This is a genomic window from Streptococcus sp. 27098_8_148 (assembly GCF_041432105.1).
GTDB lineage: Bacteria > Bacillota > Bacilli > Lactobacillales > Streptococcaceae > Streptococcus > Streptococcus parasanguinis_AE.
Genome location: NZ_JAPVYY010000015.1, coordinates 14,465 through 39,158, shown reverse-complemented (window position 1 = coordinate 39,158; position 24,694 = coordinate 14,465). Strand labels below are relative to the sequence as shown.

Annotated in this window: 23 protein-coding genes; 3 read left to right on the top strand and 20 right to left on the bottom strand. The window is 43.0% G+C overall.

From position 1 onward, the window contains the following. Window positions 1–261: 261 nt before the first annotated feature. The 13 genes from O3646_RS09780 to O3646_RS09720 form a co-directional block, all read right to left on the bottom strand. On the bottom strand, window positions 262–687 hold the full coding sequence (locus tag O3646_RS09780) for a hypothetical protein (RefSeq protein ID WP_371610821.1): 426 nt from the start codon (window positions 685–687) through the stop codon (window positions 262–264). Window positions 688–721: 34 nt separating this feature from the next. Then, on the bottom strand, window positions 722–1,159 hold the full coding sequence (locus tag O3646_RS09775; RefSeq protein WP_371610820.1) for a lipoprotein BUG3: 438 nt from the start codon (window positions 1,157–1,159) through the stop codon (window positions 722–724). Window positions 1,160–1,218: 59 nt separating this feature from the next. Continuing rightward, a complete protein-coding gene (locus tag O3646_RS09770) occupies window positions 1,219–1,656 on the bottom strand; it encodes a hypothetical protein (protein ID WP_371610819.1) in 438 nt (145 codons plus the stop codon). A gap of 18 nt (window positions 1,657–1,674) precedes the next feature. Then, a complete protein-coding gene (locus tag O3646_RS09765; RefSeq protein WP_371610818.1) occupies window positions 1,675–2,118 on the bottom strand; it encodes a lipoprotein BUG3 in 444 nt (147 codons plus the stop codon). A 38-nt stretch (window positions 2,119–2,156) separates the two neighbouring features. Beyond that, on the bottom strand, window positions 2,157–2,600 hold the full coding sequence (locus O3646_RS09760; protein WP_368385591.1) for a hypothetical protein: 444 nt from the start codon (window positions 2,598–2,600) through the stop codon (window positions 2,157–2,159). 421 nt (window positions 2,601–3,021) lie between these two features. Then, window positions 3,022–4,092: a PotD/PotF family extracellular solute-binding protein gene (locus tag O3646_RS09755; RefSeq protein WP_371610817.1), complete on the bottom strand. Its 1,071-nt coding sequence runs from the start codon at window positions 4,090–4,092 to the stop codon at window positions 3,022–3,024. Further along, window positions 4,089–4,862 (bottom strand): ABC transporter permease, encoded by a 774-nt coding sequence (locus O3646_RS09750; RefSeq protein ID WP_003002847.1) that lies wholly within the window; start codon window positions 4,860–4,862, stop codon window positions 4,089–4,091. The genes O3646_RS09755 and O3646_RS09750 overlap by 4 nt, the downstream gene beginning before the upstream one ends. Continuing rightward, on the bottom strand, window positions 4,859–5,665 hold the full coding sequence (locus O3646_RS09745; RefSeq protein WP_049475040.1) for an ABC transporter permease: 807 nt from the start codon (window positions 5,663–5,665) through the stop codon (window positions 4,859–4,861). Before O3646_RS09745 ends, O3646_RS09750 begins: the two co-directional genes overlap by 4 nt. Next, complete coding sequence (locus O3646_RS09740; RefSeq protein ID WP_003002881.1) at window positions 5,646–6,803, bottom strand: ABC transporter ATP-binding protein; 1,158 nt, start codon at window positions 6,801–6,803, stop codon at window positions 5,646–5,648. The genes O3646_RS09745 and O3646_RS09740 overlap by 20 nt, the downstream gene beginning before the upstream one ends. Window positions 6,804–7,010: 207 nt before the next feature. Beyond that, window positions 7,011–7,907 (bottom strand): UDP-N-acetylmuramate dehydrogenase, encoded by an 897-nt coding sequence (gene murB / locus O3646_RS09735; protein ID WP_024055526.1) that lies wholly within the window; start codon window positions 7,905–7,907, stop codon window positions 7,011–7,013. Window positions 7,908–8,025: 118 nt separating this feature from the next. Then, complete coding sequence (locus O3646_RS09730) at window positions 8,026–8,964, bottom strand: hypothetical protein (protein ID WP_371610816.1); 939 nt, start codon at window positions 8,962–8,964, stop codon at window positions 8,026–8,028. A gap of 125 nt (window positions 8,965–9,089) precedes the next feature. Beyond that, a complete protein-coding gene (thrB, locus tag O3646_RS09725) occupies window positions 9,090–9,956 on the bottom strand; it encodes a homoserine kinase (RefSeq protein ID WP_023918391.1) in 867 nt (288 codons plus the stop codon). Window positions 9,957–9,958: 2 nt separating this feature from the next. Beyond that, window positions 9,959–11,245, bottom strand: a complete 1,287-nt coding sequence (locus tag O3646_RS09720; RefSeq protein ID WP_023918393.1) for a homoserine dehydrogenase — start codon at window positions 11,243–11,245, stop codon at window positions 9,959–9,961. Window positions 11,246–11,420: 175 nt separating this feature from the next. On the opposite strand from O3646_RS09720, the gene O3646_RS09715 reads away from it, so the two are divergent. Next, entirely contained in the window at window positions 11,421–12,299 is an 879-nt protein-coding gene (locus tag O3646_RS09715) for a polysaccharide deacetylase family protein (RefSeq protein WP_049515352.1), read from the top strand. Window positions 12,300–12,412: 113 nt separating this feature from the next. Here the strand turns inward: O3646_RS09715 and O3646_RS09710 are convergent, their stop codons facing one another. The 3 genes from O3646_RS09710 to O3646_RS09700 all read right to left on the bottom strand — a co-directional run bounded on the left by O3646_RS09710 (window position 12,413) and on the right by O3646_RS09700 (window position 14,546). Then, window positions 12,413–13,102, bottom strand: a complete 690-nt coding sequence (locus tag O3646_RS09710) for a CPBP family intramembrane glutamic endopeptidase (protein ID WP_260314118.1) — start codon at window positions 13,100–13,102, stop codon at window positions 12,413–12,415. A 202-nt stretch (window positions 13,103–13,304) separates the two neighbouring features. After that, on the bottom strand, window positions 13,305–13,877 hold the full coding sequence (locus tag O3646_RS09705; RefSeq protein ID WP_118095308.1) for an HD domain-containing protein: 573 nt from the start codon (window positions 13,875–13,877) through the stop codon (window positions 13,305–13,307). Between the two features lie 99 nt (window positions 13,878–13,976). Continuing rightward, a complete protein-coding gene (locus O3646_RS09700; RefSeq protein WP_049515349.1) occupies window positions 13,977–14,546 on the bottom strand; it encodes a TetR/AcrR family transcriptional regulator in 570 nt (189 codons plus the stop codon). Window positions 14,547–14,674: 128 nt separating this feature from the next. Between O3646_RS09700 and O3646_RS09695 the strand changes: the two genes are divergently transcribed. Beyond that, a complete protein-coding gene (locus O3646_RS09695; RefSeq protein ID WP_155172084.1) occupies window positions 14,675–15,517 on the top strand; it encodes a DegV family protein in 843 nt (280 codons plus the stop codon). A gap of 193 nt (window positions 15,518–15,710) precedes the next feature. On the opposite strand, the gene O3646_RS09690 is transcribed toward O3646_RS09695, so the two are convergent. The 4 genes from O3646_RS09690 to O3646_RS09675 are packed head-to-tail and all read right to left on the bottom strand — an operon-like array spanning window position 15,711 to window position 22,883. After that, complete coding sequence (locus O3646_RS09690) at window positions 15,711–17,357, bottom strand: hypothetical protein (RefSeq protein WP_347112050.1); 1,647 nt, start codon at window positions 17,355–17,357, stop codon at window positions 15,711–15,713. Beyond that, window positions 17,347–18,090, bottom strand: coding sequence for an ABC transporter ATP-binding protein (locus O3646_RS09685; protein ID WP_003010968.1), 744 nt, complete (start codon window positions 18,088–18,090; stop codon window positions 17,347–17,349). Before O3646_RS09685 ends, O3646_RS09690 begins: the two co-directional genes overlap by 11 nt. 39 nt (window positions 18,091–18,129) lie before the next feature. Further along, window positions 18,130–19,761 carry a M20/M25/M40 family metallo-hydrolase gene (locus O3646_RS09680; protein ID WP_347112055.1) on the bottom strand — a complete coding sequence of 544 codons (1,632 nt, stop codon included), beginning with the start codon at window positions 19,759–19,761 and terminating at the stop codon, window positions 18,130–18,132. Between the two features lie 23 nt (window positions 19,762–19,784). Further along, a complete protein-coding gene (locus O3646_RS09675) occupies window positions 19,785–22,883 on the bottom strand; it encodes a CocE/NonD family hydrolase (RefSeq protein WP_347112056.1) in 3,099 nt (1,032 codons plus the stop codon). A 172-nt stretch (window positions 22,884–23,055) separates the two neighbouring features. On the opposite strand from O3646_RS09675, the gene O3646_RS09670 reads away from it, so the two are divergent. Further along, window positions 23,056–24,537 (top strand): alpha-amylase, encoded by a 1,482-nt coding sequence (locus O3646_RS09670; RefSeq protein ID WP_371610815.1) that lies wholly within the window; start codon window positions 23,056–23,058, stop codon window positions 24,535–24,537. Window positions 24,538–24,694 lie beyond the last annotated feature (157 nt).

Below are 24,694 nucleotides of genomic sequence, written 5' to 3'. Positions count from 1 at the left end.
TCTTTCGTAGATGAAGTAGCAATCGTTTTTCCTTGTTTTGTATCATCTTTATGTTTCACGGTACAACTTCCTATACTTAGGAGCGCTACAATTGAAGCAACTATTATCATGATTTTTCGACTTTTCATAAGTCCTCCTATTATTCTGTACAGATTATTCTTTAAAATTTCAACCAGTCATTTCTAGATCTATTATGAACTCGTAGCTCAAGTATTTTTGGAATCCTTTCCTCTTAATAGATAGAATGATCTGTTGATTTCATTAAGGAAAATTTGAACCAGAAATTGAATCAATTGAAATTGGATTCTCAACATTTGGTTTTGGGACAATAAAGAATGAATAGCCATTGAGTTCCTTATCATTTGCCCCATAGACCTTTAAACGAATGTCAAACCCAGATTCCGTAAAAGCACCACTATCTCCTACTTTCACGCTATCCCAGTCATACTTGACTCGAACAACTTCTGGATCATTCGACTTTATGTAGTTCGTAATTTCGGACTCGTGCTTTTTTAAAAAGTTTACTTGCTTTTGTGTGACAGTTTCTGCATCTTCTTTGGTTGAGGAAGAAACATTCGTTTTTTCTTGCTTCATCTCTTCTTTAGATTTTACAGTACAGCCTGTGATGATGAGCAATGCGACACATAAAGCAAGTAAATTGAAAATCATTTTTTCTTGTCTCTTCATAAATCCTCCTTACAGGCTCTGAATCTTCCGGTTCTTACTCAATATAATCACCCTTAATACTAATATGATGGCCCATACTGAATGTCATCTTTTGATCAGAATCAAATACGACATCCACCCTCCATCCTGAATCTTCAAGTTGATTGACGGTTCCAAAAATTTCTATGACCTCATCTCCACTTTGCGGTGTCCCATTTCCACCATCAATCCATTGCGTTTCGTCCCAATAAATCTGGACGGATTCGATTTTCGGACTTTGAGCTTTCACAAAATCGACGATTTCTTTTTCATGTTCTTTCAAATAGGCTAGCTGCTTTTGTTTAATGGCTTCTTTGTCCTCTTTTGTGGTTGAAGAGGTCGCAGTTTGCGCTTTTCTGCTCTTTTCACGTTCTTGCTTCACACATCCTACTAGACATCCAATTGTTAAAATGAAAGCAAGTGCGATCATCAGATTGTTTATTTGTTTTTTCATCATTTTATTTCGTTAAAAAGTGATTCCTCTATTGCATCTCTCATTGTCTAACGGATAAATCAATTCTTTTCTACTCGATATAAACTATCAGAACCAATTGAATCTATTTTAGGCATTTTATTTTCGTCTAACGTAAAATTCAGACTAAAATTTGTTAGATCACTTCCATTTGCATAACCATAAACTAATAGTATTTCGTCACCTCCCTGAGGTGTTCCATTACCTCCTACAACTGTTTTAATACTGTCCCAGTCATAAGACACCTGATGAATATTGGCATTATGTGCTTTCACATAGACTGTCATTTCTTGCTCGTGTTCTTTCAGATAGGCGAGCTGTTTTTGTTTAATGACTTCTTTATCTTCTTTGGTTGATGAAGAAGCGATGTGATTTATTGGTTTTGTCTGTTCTTTTGGATTTCCAACACACCCTCCAAGGCTTAAAAATCCAGCAATGGCAACAACTGTTACCATGATTTGTCTTGTTTGTAATTTCATAGCTTTTCCTTATCCAAATTACTCAAATACTTCTCCCCCAACACCAAAACCATTGCTTAACATCATAGTTTTTAGATCAGGCATTTCATTATGAATCTCAATTGTGACATTCCAACCAGAATTTTCAATATGATTAAAGCCACCATACAACTCGATGATCTCGCCACCTCCTTGAGGAGTTCCGTTGCCTGCTTCGCCCCATCGAATATCACTCCAATTAACCTGAACGGATGCTATTTTTGAATTTTTTGACTTCACAAAATCAACAATTTCTTTTTCATTTTCTTTCAAATAGGCAATTTGTTTTTGCTTCGTCGCTTCTTTATCTTCCTTGGTTGTCGAAGGGGTTGCAATGGGTGCTGGTTTCGTTTGCTCTTTTGATTTTATGGTACATCCTTCGATACTAAATAAAGCAACTATTGATGTTACTGTTAGCAAAATAATTTTAGTATGTTTCTTCATAATTTATCCTTAAATTTCAACATAGATCAAAAAAACTACTACTCCAATATTTCTTCACCGATGGTTATATGGTTAAATATGGAAATTTTTTTCAAATCGATTGAATCATCATCATTAATCGGCATAGAGGCACTCCATCCTGAATCTTCAATATGATTCACTGTTCCATAAACTTCAATAGAATAATCAGGAAACAAGAAACCTCCATCACTCCATCTCACATCAGTCCAATCAATCTGAACTGACTCAATTCTTGAATTTTGAGCCCTCACATAATCAACGATTTCTTGCTCGTGTTCTTTGAGGTATGCTACTTGCTCTTTTTTTATTTCTTCTTCTGATTTTTGTACGACTTTCTTTGAAGATGAGGTCGTTATCTTCTGCTCCGGTCTTTTGGTCAGGGTCATGATTTTTCCTCCAAGAAAAACCAGTCCTAGTATCGGTAACAAAATGATCAAAAATAGTTCCACACGTCTCTTCATTTAATCTTCTCCAATCCTTCCTTTCATGACTGAACGAATCAGTCACTTTCTTTACTATTATAGCATCTTTCATTTGAATCTCAATCTAACTCACTAGTTAGAGACTTTATGCAGCAATCATAAAAGAACCTGCGGTGTTCTGCTAGAATATAGATAATCCTTTTTTACAAATAACACCTAAGTGATGCTAAAAATTCAAATGTTGCATTTTTGTAGAGCATCTAAATATATAATGAAACTTTCCGCTGTGAGAAAAGTGCTAGAAACACCATTGTTTCTAGCACTCGGGAGTTTTGGAACCTTAGATCCAAAACTAAGTCATGGAACTTCTTCGAAGTTCGCTGACGTCCGTGCTCACTTAAGGAAAGTTTCTAAGAGGAGTTTATCTGCAATCAAAAAGGAACCTGGAGGTTCCTTTTTGTTATTTTCGATACATCTTGACCTGAAGGTAAAGATCGTTATAGACTCCAAGCAACTTCTTGCCTAATTGTTGATAGACTTCCAAATGGTCCAGTGTTTCATCGCTTGGATAGAAGGATTGATCATTTTGGATTTCTTTTGGCAACATGGCTTTGGCTTTTTTATTTGGCGTTGAGTAGCCGACATAAAGAGCATTTTTCAAAGCATTTTTAGGACGAAGCATAAAGTTAATAAAGGCATATGCTGCTTCTTTATTTTTCACGGTTTTTGGAATGACAATGTTATCAAACCAAAGGTTGCTGGCTTCAGTTGGAACGACATAGCGAAGATCCTTATTGGCTTCGAGCATTTGGCTAGCCTCTCCTGAGAAAGTAACCCCAATAGCCGCATTGTTTTGGATCATATAGCCTTTCATCTCATCGGCCACCAAAGCTTTGATATTTGGCGTCAAGGTGTAGAGTTTATCTACTGCCTCTTGCAATTTCTTTGGATCCTTTTCATTGAGGCTATAGCCCAAGGTATTGAGACCAATTCCCATGACCTCACGCGCACCATCGTACATCATGATGTCATTTCTGTACTCTTCACGCCAGAGATCTGACCAATGTTCAGGAGCATTTTTAACCATCTTGGTATTGTAGACAATCCCCAAGGTACCCCAGAAATAAGGTACTGAATATTGGTTACCCGGATCAAACGATTGGTTCAAAAGTTTTGGATCAATATTTTCCATCCCTTTGATCTTAGATTGGTCCAACTTTTCAACCAGATGCTCATCCATCATCTTGGCAATCATGTATTCACTAGGAATCGCAATATCGTAGGTGGTTCCCCCTTGCTTGATCTTGGTGTACATGGCTTCGTTGGAATCAAAGGTATCATATTGCACCTGAATTCCTGTCTCTTTTGTGAATTCCGTTAGCAATTCTGGATCGATATAATCTCCCCAGTTGTAGATGACCAACTTGTCACTATTCTTGGTATTCATGCTCGCTTCGATCTGGTGGCTAATTCCCCAGAGGACCAGAATGACAAGGACAATCCCAGTTAGGAATGAATAAAGTTTTTTCATGCTGCTTCCTCCTTTTCACGGGTAATAAAGTAATAACCGATGACCAAGAGCACACTAAAGAGAAAGACAAGGGCGGACAAGGCATTGATACTGAGGGAGATCCCTTGACGCGCACGTGAGTAAATCTCTACAGACAAGGTTGTAAAGCCATTTCCGGTTACAAAGAAGGTCACGGCAAAGTCGTCAAGCGAATAGGTAAAGGCCATAAAGTAGCCAGCAATAATGGCTGGTGTCAGATACGGCAACATGATCTCTTTGAGCATTTGCACTTGGGTAGCTCCCAAGTCATAGGCAGCATTGACCATATCCCGGTTCATTTCCTTGAGTCGTGGCAAGACCATCAAGACCACAATGGGAATCGAGAAAGCCACGTGGCTAGCCAAAACAGATAGGAAACCTAGCTGGTACTTCACCGTCGTAAAGAGAATCAAGAAGCTGGCCCCGATCATAACGTCTGGCGCTACCATAAGAATGTTGTTGATAGAGAGCAAAGGTCCTTCTAACTTCTTCTTCGATTGGTAGATATAAATGGCTCCAAAGGTTCCAATCACTGTCGCAATCAAGGCTGACAAAAAGGCCAAGAGGAAGGTCTCTGATAAGATCAGCATCAGGCGACTATCTGCGAACAATTCATTGAAATGCTCAAGCGTGAAGCCCGTAAAGGCATTCATATCTCCCCCTTTATTGAAGGCATAAAAGATCAAATAGAAAATAGGAAGATAGAGGATCAGAAAGACGAAGCCTAGATAGAAATGGGATACTTTTTTCATCGTTCTCTCCTTTCTCTAGTTGCCCACATGGTAAGGAGCATAGCAAGGATCAGAACAACTCCGATGGTGGAACCCATTCCCCAGTTTTGTGTAGTCAGGAAGTGCTGTTCAATCGCAGTCCCCAAAGTAATGACCCGGTTTCCACCGATCATCCGTGTCAACATGAAGAGGCTCAGACTAGGAATAAAGACAGATTGTACACCTGAGCGGACTCCATTCATGGACAAGGGGAAGACCACATGACGGAAGGTATCCCAACGATTGGCTCCCAAATCATAGCTGGCATTGATCAAGTTTGGATCTAAGTCATCTAAGACATTAAAGATCGGCAAAATCATAAAAGGCAACTCAATGTAGCTGGCTACAAAGATAAAGGAGAAATCGGTAAAGAGGATCTGCTGGGGAGCGACTCCGAGAAAGCTTAAAAAGCTATTAATGGATCCGTTTTGCCCAAAGATTCCGATAAAGGCATAGGCCTTGAGCAAGAGATTGACCCAGGTTGGCAAGACGATCAACATTAACCACAACTGCCGGTGTTTGAGCAGCGTCAAAAAGTAAGCAGTTGGGTAGGAGATCAAGAGCGTCACCAAGGTGACGATTCCGGCATAAAGGACCGAATTAAAGCTCATCTTTAAATAGGTCAGATTTTGCGAAGTAAAGAACTCTTTGTAGTTTTCAAGTGAAAACTGCCCTTCAACGTTGAAAAACGATTGAAAGATGATCATGACTACAGGAGCCAAGACAAAGAGAAAAATCCACAAGAAATAGGGGAGGATAAATAGATTAGAGGTTGTTTTCTTCATCTCTTTCCTCCTCAATGGCATTAATCAAACCAGCTTCTTGCTCTTCCACTTCAACGTACTCTTCGATCCGCGCATCGAATTCTTCTTCGGTTTCGTTGAGACGCATAACGTGGATATCTTCTGGTTCAAAGTCTAGCCCGATGACTTCTCCCACGATGGCCTTGCGAGTGGAGTGAATCATCCACTCATTTCCCAAATCATCATAGGCGATGATCTCATAATGCACACCACGGAAGAGCTGGGTGTCCACCTTCACTTGGAGTTTGCCCTCTTCAGGAAGAGTAATTTGCAAGTCTTCAGGACGAATGACAACTTCAACTGGTTCATTTGGACGCATCCCACCATCGACGGCTTCAAAGCGTTTGCCATTGAACTCAACCAAGTAGTCCTCGATCATGCGACCATCTAGAATGTTAGACTCACCGATAAAGGTGGCAACAAAGTGGTTGATCGGTTCATCATAGATATCAACCGGTGTACCAGATTGGACGATCTCCCCTTCATTCATGACAAAGATCCAGTCACTCATGGCAAGGGCTTCTTCTTGGTCGTGGGTAACAAAGACAAAGGTAATCCCCAAACGTTGTTGCAATTCCCGCAACTCATACTGCATGTCTGTCCGAAGCTTCAAGTCAAGTGCAGACAAGGGCTCATCTAAAAGGACCACTCGTGGTTCATTGATAATAGCCCGGGCAATAGCTACCCGCTGGCGTTGACCACCAGATAATTTTTGGATCGAGCGTTTTTCAAATCCCGCTAACTGGACCATTTTCAAGACTTCTGAAACCCGACGTTCGATCTCAGCCTTGTCCACCTTTTTCAAACGAAGAGGAAAAGCCACATTTTCAAAGACCGTCATATGTGGAAACAGGGCATAGGACTGAAAGACGGTGTGGACGTCCCGTTTGTTGGTAGGGACATCATTGATCCGTTCCCCATCAAGGTAGACATCTCCAGTCGTCGCGTCCAAAAGACCTGCAATGATATTAAGGATGGTCGATTTTCCTGATCCAGATGCACCGAGCAGGGTATAGAACTTCCCTTCTTCCAACTCAAAATTGATATCCTTTAGGACAACGGTTCCGCTATCTTCAAAGACCTTTGAAACATTTTTAAACTCAATAATTGGTTTTTTCAATTCACATAAATTCCTTCTTTACTACGATTACCAAACTGCTTTTCAAACGAAAATGCAGCGGCTGACAGGAAGACCTGTCAGACCACCAATACCTCTCGGGGACTTACTAGACTGCCCCACCTATTTACGGTATCGATAGGCACTCACCCCCTCTCCGACTGATGCTATCGATTATTCACAATCAATTGTTCTTCAATACTTAAGCTTTTAGGCTTGGCCGATTATGCGAACTTCTGGTTCTAAACGGACGCCTGAGTGAGCTTCTACTGCCTCAATGACATGGGCGATCAAATCTTCATAGTCCTTAGCCGTTCCATTATCGACATTGACCATAAAGCCGGCATGTTTTTCAGAAACTTCCACACCACCGATTCGATAGCCTTTTAGACCTGCTTCACTGATTAATTGACCTGCAAAATGGCCAACAGGACGCTTAAAGACAGATCCACAAGAAGGGTATTCAAGGGGTTGTTTCAACTGACGAAGATGGGTCAACCGATCCATCTCCTGCTTGATCACCTCGTGATTGCCTGGTGACAAAGCAAATTTGGCAGAGATGACGACAGCACCTGTCTCTTGAATCTTAGAATGACGGTAGCCAAAAGCTAGTTCACTCGCTGACAGAGTTTCGATCTCTCCGTCTTTGGTCAAGACCTTACAGGATACTAGGACATGAGCGATTTCTCCCCCATAGGCTCCCGCATTCATAAAGACAGCACCACCGACACTGCCTGGAATGCCACTAGCAAACTCGAAGCCTTTCAAACTATGGTGCAATGCCACATGAGTGGTGTCGATGAGTTTAGCTCCTGCCTCTGCTTCGATCACATAGCCGTCCACACTGATGTCACGCAAGCGATCAAACATAATGACAAATCCCGGAATGCCCCCATCACGGACAATGATATTGGACGCATTGCCCAGGACCATCCATGGAATTTGCTCTTGGTTGGCAAATTGGACGATGCGTTTTAATTCGTATTGGTTGCGAGGGAAGGCTAAAAATTCAGCATTCCCACCGACCTTTGTGAAGGTATAATGTTTTAAAGGTTCTTGAAAACGGATATCAATCCCTTCAAGAATTTGATTCATTTTTTCATTCATCTTTCTGTCTGTTCTCTCTCTATAAAAATACAAACTATTATACCAAATTTTTGACTATTTTTCGACCCTAAAAAACAAAAGAAGACCTATAATATTCAGGCCTTCCTTTTACCATTTATTATGCAATTTTACGTGCGATGGTACGATTCTTTTGTCCATCCAGAGCTGATTTGACCGAAATCCAAGCACCACCAAGAGTAAAGACAGCTAGCAAGCCTAGATTCAAGTAAAATTTATCTGGGACGTCCCCTGAAAATGTCGCTTCATTGAGAAGCGTCCAGGACATATCAAATGGCAAATCCAGTTCACTCATAAGCGCCAAAGTATAATCTAATTGGTTGACCAAAAAGACGGTCAAGACCATCAAAATAGCTGAAACTACCACACCTTTTTTAGTCAATTTCTTACCAAGAATCTCATAACCTTTGATAGTACAATAACCGAGGGCAGCCCCTGCTAAAACAGATACATAGCCAAGACGCGCTACCAAGAGGGCAACTGCTCCACCGATGATTACACCGATCACAGCCCCTACAATCCCTAAAAGGAAGTTTTCTTCCCGCGCTTCATAAGCCTCAACTGTATCTTGCACTTCGGCTTGGTAGGCTCTAAAGGTTTCATCGTCGATTAAAAAGATCGCATCTCCAATTTGATACAGACCGATTGGCCCTTCCTCACCCGTTTCCGCATTCACTTGCACAAATTGGTGGTTGAGCAAGAAATCAACAATATCTTGGATAGCTGTCCATAAGGTTTCGACAGCCTTCCCTTTGGTCATTCCACCTTTGACTACGATCGAGGTCAAGTAACCATCAGAAGAGATGGCATTAATGGCTTTTGATTGTTCTTTTAATTCATTCCAAAGAATTTCACTATCTTCGATCAAGTCTCCTTCGGAACCTTGTTTCACACTGAGTGAAATGGTAAATACATTCTTGGTTTGAGCGCCTTCAATGACTAACAAGAAGCCCTCACGCTCTCCATACATCACACGGGCTTCGCCATCAAATTGTAGACCAAGATCGGTAGCAATACTATATAAATATTCTGGTTTCATGTTTCCCCCTAAACTTTCGGGAAAGCTTGAGCTTTTCCCCGTACAGTTCCCATTCTACCATAGGAGAAGCAAAAAGGACATATACATTTGTATACATCCTTCTTTCATTTGTGTTACATTGAGGTTTATTTCTCAACACGAACGCCAAATGTGTCGATTTTAAGTTGGAAAATCTGACCATCTAGCCTGAGTTCTTCGAGAGCTGCGACAAAGGCTGCTGTATGCTCTGGCGCTAAGAGGTTCATGATCGTTGGGCCTGCTCCTGACAGATAGGTAGCATAAGCCCCATGCGCATGTGCGACTTCTTTGACCTGAGGGAACTCTTTGACAAGAGATTGACGGTAGCGCTCGTGGAAATGATCTGACTCGATGGAGCGACCAGCCGTCAGCAAATCTCCCTTGAGGAGAGCTGCGATAGCGACATTGGCTACGCTACTGGCTGCAACAGCTTCCTTATAAGACCATTCTTTCGGTAGGACATTCCGACTATCACTGGTCTTCAATTGGTAGCTCGGTACAAAGGCCACAAGGTCACAGCTTGGGAAGTCAGCCGTGACATATTGGACATCTTCACCGATGTAGCTCGCAATGACCATATTCCCAAAGATAGCTGGAGCTACATTATCCGGATGACCTTCGATCTCGGTCGCGATGCGTAATTTCTCAGCGTCTGATAGCTGGAGGTTGGCTAATTGGTTGGCCAATTCAATCCCTGCGACAATGACCGAGCTAGAAGATCCAAGACCACGCGCCAAAGGCACTTCACTAGTCATCTTGATCCGATGGGGTTGCATATCAGTTGAGATAGAAAGAGCTGTTGAGAGCAAAAGGTTTTTCTCATCTGTCGGAATCCCTGCTCCAAGATCATGCTCAATAAACCAAGCATCTGCTGGTTCAAGGACTTCAATGGTCAAATAGCGAGTCACGGCAATCCCAACAGAATCAAATCCTGGCCCTACATTGGCACTGGTTGCTGGAACAATAATTTTCATGCTTATTCTCCCAAGACTTTAAAGGTATTCAAGAGTTCGAAATTCGCCTCTGAATCCAATTTTTCAACCAAGTTCTTGAATTGAGTTTGGTTAACTTGGTGAGTAATGATGACAACACTTGCATAGTGACCATCTGAGTCTTCTTGAAGGATTTGCTTGAAGGATGCTCCTTCTGCATTAAAGATTTCCGCAAGACGCAAGATTTGACCAGTCGCATCTGGTGCTTTGATTGAGAAGTAATAATTGTTCTTCACGTCTTCTGGCTTAGCCAATTGAAGAGGGCGACTGTATTCATTGAAGGCTTTACCGATCGTTCCTTCTTTTAGACGACGGACAATGCGGACGAGGTCGGCTACGACACTTGTCGCAGTTGGTTTTTGACCAGCACCTGGTCCGTAGTACATAGACTCACCAATACCGATGGATTCCACATAGACCGCATTCATGACATCATTAACTCCTGCGAGTGGATGTTGTTTTGGAAGGAAGGTTGGTGTCACTTCTGCTGCGATCCCTGACTCTGTTTCAACGATAGAGCCGACAAGCTTGATGACATAGCCAAGGCTTTGAGCAACTGAGACATCTTGAGGAGTGATCTGGCTAATTCCTTTGTGACCTACTTGGTCAAATTGGATATTCATCCCAAAAGCGAACTGGCTCAAGATCACCATCTTGTAAGCAGCATCGATTCCTTCAACGTCGTTGGTTGGATCACTTTCAGCGTAACCAAGACGTTGCGCTTCTGCTAAAGCATCCTCATAAGTCCAGCCTTCTTCGACCATTTTGGTCATCATGAAGTTAGAGGTTCCATTGACCACACCAAGAACCTTGGTCACCTTGTCTGAGGCCAAAGAATTCACCAAAGTTCGAAGGATTGGGATCCCACCAGCTACGGCAGCTTCATAATAAAGAGCCACTTGGTGTTTTTTAGCAATCTCTAGCAACTCGCTTCCATGAACGGCAAGAAGGTCTTTGTTAGCAGAAACCACATGTTTGCCTGCTTCCAGCGCACGGGTGATAAAGGTCTTAGCTGGCTCGATACGACCCATCAATTCGACCACGATGGCAATGTCCTTGTCTTCAATGATCTCATCGACATTGGTCACAAAGTTGTAGTCATGACCAGCAGCTTGTAATTTTTCCTTCTCAGCATCATCTCGAACCAAGACCTTGGCGATCTCGATTTCATCTTGAGCTGCCTGGGTGATTTTTTCATGGTTTTCTTTTAATAAAAATGGTACGCCACTTGCAACAGTACCAAATCCTAGTAAGGCAATCTTAACAGACATCCTATTGACTCCTTGAATTTTCTATAGTAGCTCCATTATAACAAAAACTTGAGCGTTTGACAGCCAATTGCCTTAAAAATTCTGAATTTTCATGACAGGATCTGCCTGTAGCAAGTTCTGGAAAAGAACATAGAATTTGTGGTACAATAAAGAAAATAATGAAAACGGTGACACTATGAGTAAACGAAGAGTACCTAAAAAAATCAAAGCCCTACTTGGAATCAATGCCCTCCTACTGGTCTGTATCTTTATTTGTAGCTTTCTTCTGATCAAGCGGATCACTCAGCCGAATGAGGGGAATACCAGTGGCACTGCCATGACGCGTTCTCTCGAAGAAGGTAGCTCCTCTATCGAGTGGACTCGGGTGAAAAAGCCGGTCAAACTGCCCATCCTCATGTACCACTCCGTGCACAATATGGCCGAGTCTGAAGCTGCCAATGCTAATTTGATCGTTGATCCAGAAACCTTTGAAAGCCAACTAAAGGCCCTAAAAAAAGCGGGTTACTACACCCTGACACCTGGGGAAGCCTATCGCATCCTCGTCAAGAACGAAGTACCCAAAGGAAAGAAATTTGTCTGGCTGACCTTTGATGATGGCGTCGAAGATTTCTATACTATTGTCTATCCGCTTCTTAGGAAGTACAAGATGACCGCCACTAACAATATCATCACAGACTTTACCCAAAAGGAAAAAGAAAATGTCCTGACCTTTGACCAAATCAAAGAGATGAAACATGCTGGCTTGACCTTTGAAAGCCATACGGTCAATCATCCAGACCTAGCCAATTCCAGTCTTGAGACCCAAAAAAATGAGCTGGTCGCTTCTAAACGCCTGCTGGATAAGGTGCTGGATCAAAATACCAGCGTTATCGTCTACCCATCTGGTCGCTACAGCCAGGTCACGATCGACCAAGCCAAGAAAGCCGACTACAAACTAGGCCTCACCACTAAAAATGGACTCGCCAGCTCCGCTGATGGCCTCTATTCCCTCAAACGAGTCCGGATCCTTCCAACCACTACAGGAGAGGATCTCCTAGCCATGATCCAAGAATAAAGAAAGACCCCTGTTTGAGATAGGGGTCTTTTGTTAGAGTTCCTTATAAAAAATTTTTTAAATCGTTGATTCATAAAATGTAATAGGATTCAAAAATTCTTAAAAGAGCTTCATTATTGATTCGCTATAGTCTTCGACTTTCTTTTATAAATGTTCAAAACAATTGCAAATGACAACAACTGCCAAAGAATAATTCTCACTATCTGCAAGCTATCTGATTCAGAATTTGAGACAACATGAACCAGATTTGAAGCAAGATTGTTGAAAAGATGATCTCCTAGTCCTAGCCACAAGGAACCTGTCATTTTGTATAGTAAGGACCATTTAATGCTCATCATTCCCGCTAGGATAACATAGCCAATCCCCATGGTAATAAGATTTAAGAGTGACGATTCTCCTTGAAGATAATCTCTGAAAGGCATTGCCAAGTGCCATATTCCAAATAGGAAGGCTATAAAGAATAGACTCTTACGGTAAGAAATCCCTTCAAGAATTTTGGTGAAAAGGCCACGAAAAACTCCTTCTTCCATCCACACGTTTATCAGGTTAAATAAGACACTTAACAAGATAAACAAGATGCCTGCTTGTGATCCTTTTTCATCAGTTAAAGAGAAACCACTCGCATAAAATGATAAGTGAACATTGTCATGAAGAAACAAGAGAACAATACACTCAACTGTATATGCAAAGATGGAGCACACTAAACCAAAGAGTAGGCCATTTCCTATACCTCTTATTATTCCATTAGGTGTAAAACCAATATCTATCCATCTTAATTTGCTAATTGAAAGAATTCCCCACAATAAAAGTATTCCAAAAAGCTTGTGTAGAAAATTCTACGATAAAAAGGTTTCATCTGTCCTCATATAGAAGTATTCGAATAGCCTTGCTACTGAACAGATAATAAATATAATTGAACAACTTAAAATGGGGGTTTTCAATAGTCTATTTAGCATATCTTCCTTTCAAACGAGTCTTTTATAAAAGTTAATTTCAATATTTTACTCAGTCCAGTTCCTTCTCTAGTTCTTTTAGAAAGGTGATTAAAAACTGATGGCGATTTTCTGCCATTTGTTTGGCAGTCTCCGTGTTCATTTCATCTTTTAAGAGAAGCAACTTGTCATGGAAATGTTGGACGGTATCAGTGAGGGACCTCCCTTTGTAGCCACCATAGGAAAAAGTTCGCGCAATTCCTACAGCTCCTATCGCATCCAGGCGGTCTGCATCCTGGACAATCTTGCCTTCTAAGGTTTCTGGATGTTTACCACGATTTTTACTGAAAGAAACAGCATTGATAACCCGACAAATCTGGTCGATTTGGTCTTGAGGAATACTGATCTCTTCTAGAAACATGCGAGCATTCGCATTATTCTCTGTATGAAACAATTTATCATCATCAGCATCGTGAAGAAGAGCTGACAAGCCCACTATCTCCAGATCACATGGACCTTCTGCTTGTGCGATTTTCATAGCATTGGTATAAACGCGGAGGGTATGCTCCACATCATGGCCATCCGCTCGATCAGCAAATAAGGTTTTAACATACTGCTTAGCAGCTTGGATTTGTTCTTCGATCATCGTTCTTGTCCTTTGTTTAATCTCTGCTCAGTTTTATCTATTCATATGAGCTCGTTACGGAGATGTGCAGTTTACTTTAAAACCACCTCTCGGTGGTGTTTACTTTTTCTTTTGTGGAAAGAGGGGTAGGCCTAACGTAGCGATCTTCTCAGCGGGAATCTTCATGCCATCCTTGATCCATTTGGAGATGACAGAGACAATGGCTGAGCTCCAGAAGGAATTGAGGTAGCTGCCAGCGCCATTCGAGGAGCTGCCATTGCGTTTTTCTAAATAGTCATAGACTGCCTTGGTCAAGAGTCGCTCAAAATTATAATCAATGGCCAAGCTAATGATTTTGGCTTCTTTCTTGACTTCCTTAAAGAGGTAGACCCAGACTTGGTAGAGATCTGTCTTGAGGTTGTAGCCATCTAAAGACTTGGTAATCTTTGCGATACTAGATTGAAAGATGGACTCTAGAATCTCTTCTTTGGAGTCATAATTACGGTAAAAGGCTGCGCGAGAGACACCCGCACGCTGAACCAGCTCAGAGATAGTGATCTTTTTCAGATCTTTTTTCTCCAGCAATTGCAGGAGAGAGATTTCGATGGATTCTCGTGTAATCGCATTGTTTTCTTGGTTAAATCGTTTGAGATTTTCCAATGATTTCTCAGATATTTTTCTTTCTGCCATAACATTTACTTTCTATCTGTCTCACCTGATGATATCTGCTTGGATAGCATTGTACTTCATGATATAATTGTAAAAGAAGACATACTACTTGTCAATGTACATTTTTAACAATTATGAGGTATGAACTGATGAAATGGAAAATTATTGCGGATTCAGGCTGTGACTACCGCTCTTTGGACAATCTGGCACCGGATACGGAGTTTGTCAGTGTCCCATTGACCATCCAAGTGGGAGAGACCATCTATACAGATGACGCCCAACTCAATATCGATCAGATGATGGAAGAGATGTATGCGACTACGACAGCTTCTAAGTCTGCCTGTCCAAGTCCAGATGATTATATGAAGTCCTTTGAAGGAGCTGAAAATATCGTCGTTGTGACCATCACTGGAACCCTTTCAGGTAGCTACAATAGTGCTGAGGTGGCCAAGAAGATTTATCTAGAAGAGCATCCGAATACCAATATCCACGTCATTAATAGCTTGTCAGCTGGGGGTGAGGTGGACCTGATCGTTCGTAAGCTCAATCAGTTGGTCGCTGAAGGCCTCGATTTTGATCAAGTAGTCGATGTGATCACGACCTACCAGTCTAAGACGAAGTTGCTCTTTGTTTTGGCCAAGGTTGATAATCTGGTCAAAAATGGGCGTCTCAGCAAATTGATCGGGACCGTTGTCGGTCTCCTCAATATCCGTATGGTTGGGGAAGCTAGTAAGACGGGTACTCTTGAGCTACTCCAAAAAGCACGGGGCCAAAAGAAAGCGATCAAGGCAGCTTTTGATGAATTAATCAAGGCAGGCTATAATGGCGGACATATTACCATTGCCCACCGCAACAATGAAAAATTTATCGAGCAATTCTCTGCATTGATTCGAGAAAAATTTGCCCATGCAATGATTGAAGTCCTTCCTACTTCTGGACTTTGTAGTTTCTACGCCGAAGAAGGCGGCCTCCTCATGGGCTATGAAATTTAATCACCACTAAAAAGAGGCTAGGACAAAAGTCCTAGCCTCTCAATTGTTTTTGGATTGTCGAGCAAGACGCAGTGGTTGAGTGGGCTCTACTACGCTGATTTCATCAGCTTTACAGCCCTACTCAACTGTGCGGAGGGTGGGACGACGAAATCGAATTCTAACGAATGACCGATTTCTGTCCCACTCTCTCTTTTTATTGTCCGATCTCTTGGTAGAGGGTACGGATTTTTTTGCGGTAAATGGTATAGCTGATTCCCGCTCCAATTAGCAGTATGACACTATAAAGGATCACAGCTAGCAAGGTGCTGACGGAATGATAGGTCCAAATGAAGCTGACAATGATCAAGAGAAACATCACAAAGAGAAAGACAATCAAGAGAATAGACTGAAGAACTGCATTCCCACGATGACGGGTCATCAACTCCGTGATATTGGTCCAATTGGTGCTAAAGTTCTGAAAATCTTTGACATAGTCTCGAATGCAGATCGGAATGGTTGTTACAACCCAGATCAGCAACATGGCTAGGATAGCCAAGGGATGGACGCCAAAATAGAGACAAACGCCAACCAGAAGAATGACAGGAAGGATAGATTGCACCAGATAAAGCAACCAAAACTTCATGAAGAGATAGCGTTTGAAATCAATAGGGAGGGATCTCAAGTACTCAAAGTTTTCGCGCTCTAGCGAAATACCGATACTGGTCAAGCCTCCAAAACTATTGAAAACACCGATCAAGATGGCAACAAGGGTCAGTGGCACCAGATACTGGGGCGTCAAGTAAGGACTGAGTCCTCCTATATTTTTCGATGCTCCTGCTGCTCCACTGAGGAGGAAAATATAAGGCAGAATGCTCATCATCAAAAGGACTTGTACCATAAGGGTCCCATCACTCAAGAGTCTGCGATGATACTGAATGACAAATCGTCTAAAGGAGTCTTTCTGACCCACATGGAGCACTTTCACACGCTCTTTAACGGTTTGGTTGGTCGCAACTGCAAGGGCCGCGTCATAGAACTGCGGGATCACGATTTTACGAACCAGGCCGATCAAGACCAGAAGGACCAGAATCCAGCCCAAGAGGCCAAGGATCGCTTCTCCATCAAAAGGATGGAGGATAAACTGATGAAAGGCCGTAAAAGGTGGAAATAGAATGGGAATATCAGCGCCACCAGACACTTCTACCCGATGGGTTTGGACTAGATTCAGATAGAGATAAGCTCCTAAACTCAAGAGGGAGCCGATTCCGACCATGATGTTGGAGACCAGGGTCGTGTGTTTTTTGAAAAAGAGGGTCTTGGTGATCAAATGAGCTAGTAAGATCGTCGCTAAAAAGAGAACGCCTAAGAGAATCACGGCACAAAAGAGGCCTAGCAGGATCCCTAACGGATTGAAGCCGCCTGCTTGGACAGGCAAGATCAGAAAATAGCTGACCAAGGGAAGGATAGCCATGAGGAGGGTCAGGATGACCGAGATACTCTTTCCAGCAATGACTTCCGCATCTGAGAAGGCATAGGGCCGGTAAAACTGGAGGTCCTTGCTTTCATAAAAGACATTGTAAAAGCTCATAAAGCCTTGGGAAATGGTCATCAAGGAAAAAAGGGCGACCATATTGACAAAGAAGGCTGGCTGATGGACAAAATCATAGATGCTAAAGAGCAAGCCAAATATGAGGAAATAGACCAATCCTAAAAAGAGATAGTTGAGCACCGATTTGCGGGCAACATTGAGTTTGACGTCCGGTTTTTTGGCCTGTTTGGCACGTAATTTTGCGATCTGAGCGGGCTGACTGGCATAGATGATATTGACATTGACCAGTTGCTGGATAATCTTAAGACGCATGATCGCCACCTTCTTCCTTCCGACCCGCTAGACTGAGATAGATACTTTCCAGACTTTGTTCGGGGTGCTGGCCCTTTAATTCCTCGATCGTCCCATAGAAAATGAGATTTCCCTTTTTGAGAATAGCGATTTTATCACAGAGTTGTTCAGCCACTTCTAAGACGTGGGTAGAGAAAATAACCGTCTTGCCCCGATCCGCATGCTGTCGCATCATTTGTTTTAAATCGTAAGAGGCCTGTGGGTCCAAACCGGTCATCGGTTCGTCCAAAACCCAGATATCTGGATCTGACAAAAGGGCTGCAATGACGAAGACCTTCTGGCGCATCCCATGTGAAAAGGATTCAATCACTTCATAGCGGTGGCTCTGAAAATCAAAGATCCTAAGAAGCTCCTCTAAGCGTTGATCACAGTCTTTCTGACTCATATCATAAGAAGTCGCAACCAACTCCCAGAATTCATTGGCTGTGAGACGCAAGAAAAGATCTGGCGAATCTGCCACATAACCGATCTTCTTTTTGATTGCCAGTCGATGGCTATAGAGGTCCTGACCATCCACTTCAATGGATCCAGTGGTTGGGGTGATGACACTGACCAGGCTCTTAATCGTCGTTGACTTTCCAGCTCCGTTATGGCCAATCAAGCCGACAATTTGCCCGTCTTCGATGGTCAGATCCAAGTGGTTGAGGGCAATATGCCCATCGTAATCTTTGGTAACTCCGTGAAATGTAATCATGTTAACTCCCTAATTGATCCTCATTGGGACCGTTTTTTCTTATTCTGTTGATAAGCGATCATCGAAATGGTAGAGCAATTCTAGTAAATAGTTTGGAATGGTCTCCAAGAAGTCTTCTTTGTAGACCCGCTCTCCTCGCTTGTGCAATTCTTTGCCCCATGGTCCTAGATTGACTGCTGGAACCTGAATTTGAGCAATTTTTTCCAGATCCAGATCATAGACCTGGGCTGGTGTGGCTAGGCTATCCAGGACGACTTGATAAGAAGCTACATCCTTTTCCAAGGCACAATAACTGGTGTCGTTAATCCCCATAAAGTATTCTTCGACTTTTAAGAGGTAACCTCTTGTGTCCAGATACTCGCGGTAATCAGTGATGAGGGACACGATATTGAAATCGGTATTGTCTAAAAAACGACAATTCATGGAAGGATAATATGGGGGCGCAAAACCGATGACCACCATAGGATCCTTATCTCCGAGAAACTCAAGGAGTCGCTGGATTTGCTGAATCGCAAGGCTCTGGTAGCTGGTCCCATTACGAAAATCTTGCTCCGCTTTTTTATTAGAAGCTTCTCTAAAGTCTTGGTAACCCTCTAAGTCTTGGCAACGTTCCTCTAGTTGTTGATAGGTGATGACTCTTGGCCTTGCAATAATATGTTCTTGGCCAGCCTGATCCTGCAAGTGCTCATACTTCTTGTAAAAGGCGTCCAAGGCCTCTTGACTAAGCTCATAGATTCGTTGCAAGAGCTCTTGCGGTGTTTTCTTCAAATGTAACACACTGAAATAACCAGCCGCATAGAGCACGGTCGATACATCGTACTGCTCCTTCAAATCTCTGAGATAGGACCAAGAAGGAAGGGGAGACGTTTCTCCCAACGCCTGATCTGCCAGATCGGGATGAAGATCTAGCTGGCTTGCAATGGCTACTAGGAGGGACAAGGCATTGATCCCTTTAAGGGGCTCCTTCATATGGGACAAGACACCTTGTGCCACAACGACCGGCATGAGTTTGCCGACTGTGCCAATGTGAAGGACCTTTTCTTTTCCTACCTCTGATTCAAAGGGTTCTGAATCCACTGCTAATACATAATTCAGATCAAACTTCTCCTGCAAATCTGTGAGGAGGCCCAAAGCTCCACGCATCCCACGTGAATAGGATTCCTCATCTCCAACAGAGAGATAGAGCAGATTGACCTGACCTTCCACGAGATCTGCCGCATAGGCTTCCAGAACCCCCAATTGAAGGGCCAATGCTGCTTTCATATCGCAAGACCCTCTGCCAAATTTCCATTCCCCAGAAGCTAAATCTTCCTGCATATCAGGTCGACTGTCCAGTCTTTTCAAAGCTACTGCTACTTTATCAGAATCGAGCGCGATCTCTGCCAAATTTCCATAGTCTTCTAGATCAACTGTATCATGGTGGTGGAAAAGGATAACTGTTTTTTTCTTTCCCTTATCAACCAGGGCCCAATTGACCGACCGATGCAAGTGATCCTGTGGCACCTGATAGCGCCCAAAATGGTCCGGGTGTTCCTTGAAATAGGGGATTTGTCCAATCCGTTGATCCAGGTAGGCTTCGATTCCTTGCTCGGTCTCAGTATTGGTGAAGCTTGGAATCGCCAAGGCTTCGGAAAAAATCGTTTCGATGCTCTCTCTATTGGTGGTTTTCACTTTCTCTCCATCCTTCTTTTCTACTATTCATCTTTGTGAGCTTTGCCAAGTGACAAAAGGCTGGTGAGCATGAGTCCTAGGAAGCCAAAGAGAGTCCAAGAGCTTGTTGCTTGACCTGTTTTTGGAAGGCTTGGTTGGCTTGTCACTTCTATCTTATCTTTATCAGCTCTTTGAGCCAATTCTTGTGCAGTTTCTTCTTTTTGTTCCTTACGGAAGTCCATCGGATCTCGACCGTGGCTTGGTTTTTGAGGAATTTCAGAAATAGCTGGATTGGTTGGCGTCATTGGATTACTTGGAACAATTGGTTTTTCCGCTTGATCTACTGGACTTGGGTCTTGTTCAGGATCTACTTTTGGTTGAATGGTTGCAATTGGCAAGATCCGATCTGCCAATGTGGCATACTCTGTATCTTTTTCGCTCGGTTGATAACGGAACAAGAGAGACCGACTGTTTTCTACGATTGGAATCGTTGCAGAAATAGAATCTGTCTTGAAGGTCACTTCATAAGGATCTGCAAAATAGATGTAATCCGGATCATAGGTGTGCAAACTCAAAACCAGTCGATGGCCTTTTTTCACTGTATAGAGATTTGGTTGCAGATACATGGTGTAATCATGATATTCATTTTCTTTCAGATCAATAGAATGACTAGAACTTGCTGAGTCATAGCGAGATGCTGGATTGGCCAGATTCATCCAACCACGCGCAATCACCACACTCTTAACCTTGTGGGTCTTGTAACGTTTGAGAGGCAAGGTTTCAAGGTTGCTACCATTCCAGTAGCCTGTCTCATCGATGGTTTCTTTTTCCAATGTGCGCGTGCTGTAGCCATCTTTATCATAGGTGATTTCTTCCTTGACCACATCAAATTCCTCATCGGAAACATCCATCAGAGTCGCACTGACATGGGCATGGTTCTTGTCTCCCTTGACAAAAGCAGCGCTAAAATGCACAGGAATATGGCCTTTGATGGTGACATCTTGGTCGACAGTGGCTGCATAGGAAGCTGCCACTTCGGAAGAATGGAAGGCTGCATCTTGGTTACGTGTAGTCCAGTTATTTCCTGTACCATAGTAATCGCCAGTTACTGTCACATCCTCCCGTTTAGAGTAGATTCGAGCGGAGATGGCATTGTTGGTATCCCATTTATCAAAACGACGCCATTTACTTGGATCTAGATTGTCCTGAGCTGTTACTTGTGGAAGGTTTTCAATCCCATTTTCAATACCGTAGAGGTAATGGCTATACCAGAGATTCATCAGGTCATTAAAGGCTTGGCCTGCGACTTCTGTCCCTGACCAACGAGTAGATGGATAGATGTGATTGCCCTGGTGGAGCAAGACCTTGGGATCAATCCCCGCCTTCTTATAGGCTTCCAGCATGAGTTCAAAATGTTTTGGTTTGACATTGTCATCATTGAGCCCTTGGATAATGAGAGGGGCCGCCTTTAAGTTGCTTGCATTTAAGGTGTAGTCGCGTTTGGCATATTCTTCGTTGTAATTATGACCATCCTTGTGTTGGAGCTCATTGAGTTTGGTGATATAGGCTGCATAGTAATCCTTGACCTTGTCCCAATCTTCCTTATCAAGGATTCGGCCTGAGGTATAGACAGACAGCCAAGATAGGTCATTGGAAGCTCCGGTATCAAGAGGAGATCCTTGGCTGTTGAAATGGTCATACCAACTAGCAATCCCTGCAGCTGGCACAATGGTCTTTAGGCCTTCCACACCAGTAGAAGCTACACCAAATGTTGTCGTACCTGCCCAAGATAAGCCTGTCATGGCGACGTTTCCGTTGGACCAGTCCGCCTTGACTTCCTGGTTGCTAGTCTTATCTGAGTAAGCTTTGCGTTTGCCATTGAGCCACTCAACGATATTTTTATAAGCAGCGACTTCAAGGTCAGAGCCGGTCGTATTGATCCCGTCTGATCCTTTAGAGCCCAAACCACTACTGGTCACCACTGCATAACCACGAACTAAGAAATAATTGTACCAGTTGAGATTTTCGTAATCATAATGCGTATAATCTTCAGAGCTTTCACGCGGATTGACATAGTACCAATCCTTTGGATCGGTCGCTTTTGCTACTTCTTCTGTCGTAACAGTCTTGGTTGCTTGGCGTTTGGCAGGTTTTTCATAGAGCTTGGCCATATCGAAGTTTCCACCTTCTTTGAGACCAATTCCCTCTAAGGTGCGCTCCTCTGTTGTTCCTGTTACATAAGGACTAGCTTCAAAGATGGACGCAGCTTTATAGTTCCCATTGACAGCTGCTTTTGGCACCTGCACAAAGGTCTTGATCAAGTCAGGCTTGCCGTCTCCATCCGTATCATAATCGGTTTCCACATAGACAATATAGCGGACGATGTCACTCTTGTCATAGGAGTAATGCTCCGGATCGTCCCCTGGCGTAAATGGGAAAATAGGTTGTGCTTTGCCATTCAAAAAGAGAGGTGACTTCTTGTCTGCGCGGTAAGCGGCACGGAGCTGTTTGGCTACATCAACCATTGAAGTGAGATTAGTAACTGGAGCAGATCCCTCCACTCCTTCCTTGACCATCCCTAGGCTCTTGGCAAAAGCTAATCGGTCTTTATCAGTAGATCCGACTTGATTTTCCTTGGTTGAAGCCCAGTTCAATAGTTGATTGACTGCCTCCGTCACAGTGACTTCTTTTTCACGATCCTGGTCGGTTACAGTTGCACCAGTAATTTCAGCCAAGTCTCCTTGGGTTACTTTTGGAGTCGCGCTCTCCTCTTGACTGCCAACGGTAGGCGTCGCAGGCACAGGGCTTGGCTGATTGGTTAGAGTGGACTCAACAGTTGGGGCGCTCACTACCGCTGGGCTTGACGCAGGTTCTTCATGTAGCTCAGTTGTCGGAGCGGTTGGTGAAGTGGTTGGTCTGTTTGATTCTGAAACCTCTTCTACTTTCTCAGGCTGTACGGTTTCTTTGTTGTCTCCTTGTGTTGAGGTCACTGTTTCAGTAACTTCAGAGCTTGTCGCTGAAGGAGTCACCGTCTCTTCAGTAGTTGTGCTGCTTACTTGGTCTGCTTGCACATGCTGGGCGAGTACAGCAGGACTAATCAGTAAACCTGCAACAAGTAGAGAAACAAGAGTTGTTTTTTTCATAAAATGGTCTCCTTTCACCATTTTCAAAGTCAGTCCTAGCGGAACCCGACTCTATTTTTTTATATTCTCACTTCATTTCTTTCATGTATGCGATTTCTTTTCTAGAAAGGGCTTGCTTCCAGTGCAAACGTTTGTCGCATCCAACTATTTTTGGTAAAATAGGAACATTCACATGAAAGAAGAAATAACAATGGAAAATCAAACCTTAATGCAATATTTTGAGTGGTACCTGCCAGCTGATGGCAACCACTGGACGCGTCTTGTAGAAGATGCGCAACACTTAGCAGACTTGGGTATTTGTAAAGTCTGGATGCCACCTGCCTTTAAAGCTACTTCCAACAATGACGTTGGTTACGGTGTCTATGACCTCTTTGATTTGGGCGAGTTCGACCAAAAAGGAACAGTTCGTACCAAATATGGCTTCAAAGACGATTATCTTCAAGCTATTCAAGCCCTCAAAGATGCTGGGATTCAACCAATGGCCGATGTCGTTCTCAACCATAAAGCTGCTGCTGATGGCTTAGAGGAATTCGAGGTCGTTGAGGTCGATCCTATGGATCGAAACAAGGTTCTCACTGAGCCCTTCACCATTCAAGGATGGACTAAATTCACCTTTGATGGCCGAAATGGCGCCTATAATGACTTCCACTGGCATTGGTACCACTTCACCGGTACGGACTACGATGCTTCACGTAATAAGAATGGGATCTACCAAATCCAAGGGGACAACAAAGGTTGGGCTCATGGAGATCTGGTAGACAATGAGAATGGAAACTACGATTACCTCATGTATGCCGATATCGATTTCAAACATCCCGAGGTTGTAGAGAATCTCGACCAATGGGCTGACTGGTTTATCGAAACGACTGGTGTAGAAGGTTTCCGTCTGGATGCGGTCAAACACATCGACTCCTTCTTTATGAAGAATTTCATCCACAATATTACCCAAAAGTATGGTGAAGATTTCTACGTCTTTGCTGAATTTTGGAATGGCGACACAGAAACTAACGATGAGTACTTGGAAAGCATTGATTACCTGTATGACCTGGTCGACGTAGCCCTCCACCAAAACCTCTTTAGAGCTAGTCAAGAGGGTGAAAATTTCGACCTTCGAACTATTTTTGATGGAACACTGGCGCTGAATCATCCTGAAGAGGCCGTAACCTTTGTGGAAAACCATGATACCCAACGAGGGCAAGCCTTGGAATCTACCATTGAAGAATGGTTCAAGCCTGCAGCCTATGCCTTGATCTTACTTCGTGAAGCTGGTTTGCCTTGTGTCTTCTATGGAGACTACTACGGTATCGAGGGCAAGTTTGCGCAAGAAAGTTTCCAAGAGGTCCTCGATCGCCTCTTATGGGTTCGTAAAGATCTGGCCTACGGGGAACAAACAGACTACTTCGATGATCCTAATTGCATCGGTTGGACACGCTCAGGTACTGAAGAATCAGCACCAATCGCCTGCTTGATTTCCAATAACCAAGCTGCTACAAAAGTCATGGAGATCGGCTCATCCTACGCAGGTCTCACCTACTATGATATCTTAGAAAATTGTAGCGAAACCGTCCAAGTTCAAGAAGACGGTAGCGCCGAATTTCCAGTGGCAGAGCGCTCCGTCAGCGTCTGGGTAGCCCAAGATACAGAGGGCCAATAACCTTTATATGTAATGTTCTCCTAGGATCGACATCTTCCTAGGAGAATTTTTTCCTGTAAAAATTTTATAGGAAATACAGATTCATTTTAGCACTATAAGAAAGCGCTGTCAATGGGTATCACGCCTATTTGAAAGAAATAAAGAGTATCAAAAAAAC

What these genes read in the sequence shown, in the direction of transcription:
- O3646_RS09760 (WP_368385591.1), bottom strand. Translation starts at nt 2,600, where the DNA reads ATGAAGAGACGTGTGGAACTATTTTTGATCATTTTGTTACCGATACTA.
- O3646_RS09690 (WP_347112050.1), bottom strand. Translation starts at nt 17,357, where the DNA reads ATGCGTCTTAAGATTATCCAGCAACTGGTCAATGTCAATATCATCTAT.
- O3646_RS09750 (WP_003002847.1), bottom strand. Translation starts at nt 4,862, where the DNA reads ATGAAAAAAGTATCCCATTTCTATCTAGGCTTCGTCTTTCTGATCCTC.
- O3646_RS09755 (WP_371610817.1), bottom strand. Translation starts at nt 4,092, where the DNA reads ATGAAAAAACTTTATTCATTCCTAACTGGGATTGTCCTTGTCATTCTG.
- O3646_RS09705 (WP_118095308.1), bottom strand. Translation starts at nt 13,877, where the DNA reads ATGATCGAAGAACAAATCCAAGCTGCTAAGCAGTATGTTAAAACCTTA.
- O3646_RS09670 (WP_371610815.1), top strand. Translation starts at nt 23,056, where the DNA reads ATGAAAGAAGAAATAACAATGGAAAATCAAACCTTAATGCAATATTTT.
- O3646_RS09745 (WP_049475040.1), bottom strand. Translation starts at nt 5,665, where the DNA reads ATGAAGAAAACAACCTCTAATCTATTTATCCTCCCCTATTTCTTGTGG.
- O3646_RS09765 (WP_371610818.1), bottom strand. Translation starts at nt 2,118, where the DNA reads ATGAAGAAACATACTAAAATTATTTTGCTAACAGTAACATCAATAGTT.
- O3646_RS09780 (WP_371610821.1), bottom strand. Translation starts at nt 687, where the DNA reads ATGAAGAGACAAGAAAAAATGATTTTCAATTTACTTGCTTTATGTGTC.
- O3646_RS09700 (WP_049515349.1), bottom strand. Translation starts at nt 14,546, where the DNA reads ATGGCAGAAAGAAAAATATCTGAGAAATCATTGGAAAATCTCAAACGA.
- O3646_RS09715 (WP_049515352.1), top strand. Translation starts at nt 11,421, where the DNA reads ATGAGTAAACGAAGAGTACCTAAAAAAATCAAAGCCCTACTTGGAATC.
- O3646_RS09720 (WP_023918393.1), bottom strand. Translation starts at nt 11,245, where the DNA reads ATGTCTGTTAAGATTGCCTTACTAGGATTTGGTACTGTTGCAAGTGGC.
- murB (WP_024055526.1), bottom strand. Translation starts at nt 7,907, where the DNA reads ATGAATGAAAAAATGAATCAAATTCTTGAAGGGATTGATATCCGTTTT.
- thrB (WP_023918391.1), bottom strand. Translation starts at nt 9,956, where the DNA reads ATGAAAATTATTGTTCCAGCAACCAGTGCCAATGTAGGGCCAGGATTT.
- O3646_RS09675 (WP_347112056.1), bottom strand. Translation starts at nt 22,883, where the DNA reads ATGAAAAAAACAACTCTTGTTTCTCTACTTGTTGCAGGTTTACTGATT.
- O3646_RS09775 (WP_371610820.1), bottom strand. Translation starts at nt 1,159, where the DNA reads ATGAAAAAACAAATAAACAATCTGATGATCGCACTTGCTTTCATTTTA.
- O3646_RS09770 (WP_371610819.1), bottom strand. Translation starts at nt 1,656, where the DNA reads ATGAAATTACAAACAAGACAAATCATGGTAACAGTTGTTGCCATTGCT.
- O3646_RS09730 (WP_371610816.1), bottom strand. Translation starts at nt 8,964, where the DNA reads ATGAAACCAGAATATTTATATAGTATTGCTACCGATCTTGGTCTACAA.
- O3646_RS09695 (WP_155172084.1), top strand. Translation starts at nt 14,675, where the DNA reads ATGAAATGGAAAATTATTGCGGATTCAGGCTGTGACTACCGCTCTTTG.
- O3646_RS09685 (WP_003010968.1), bottom strand. Translation starts at nt 18,090, where the DNA reads ATGATTACATTTCACGGAGTTACCAAAGATTACGATGGGCATATTGCC.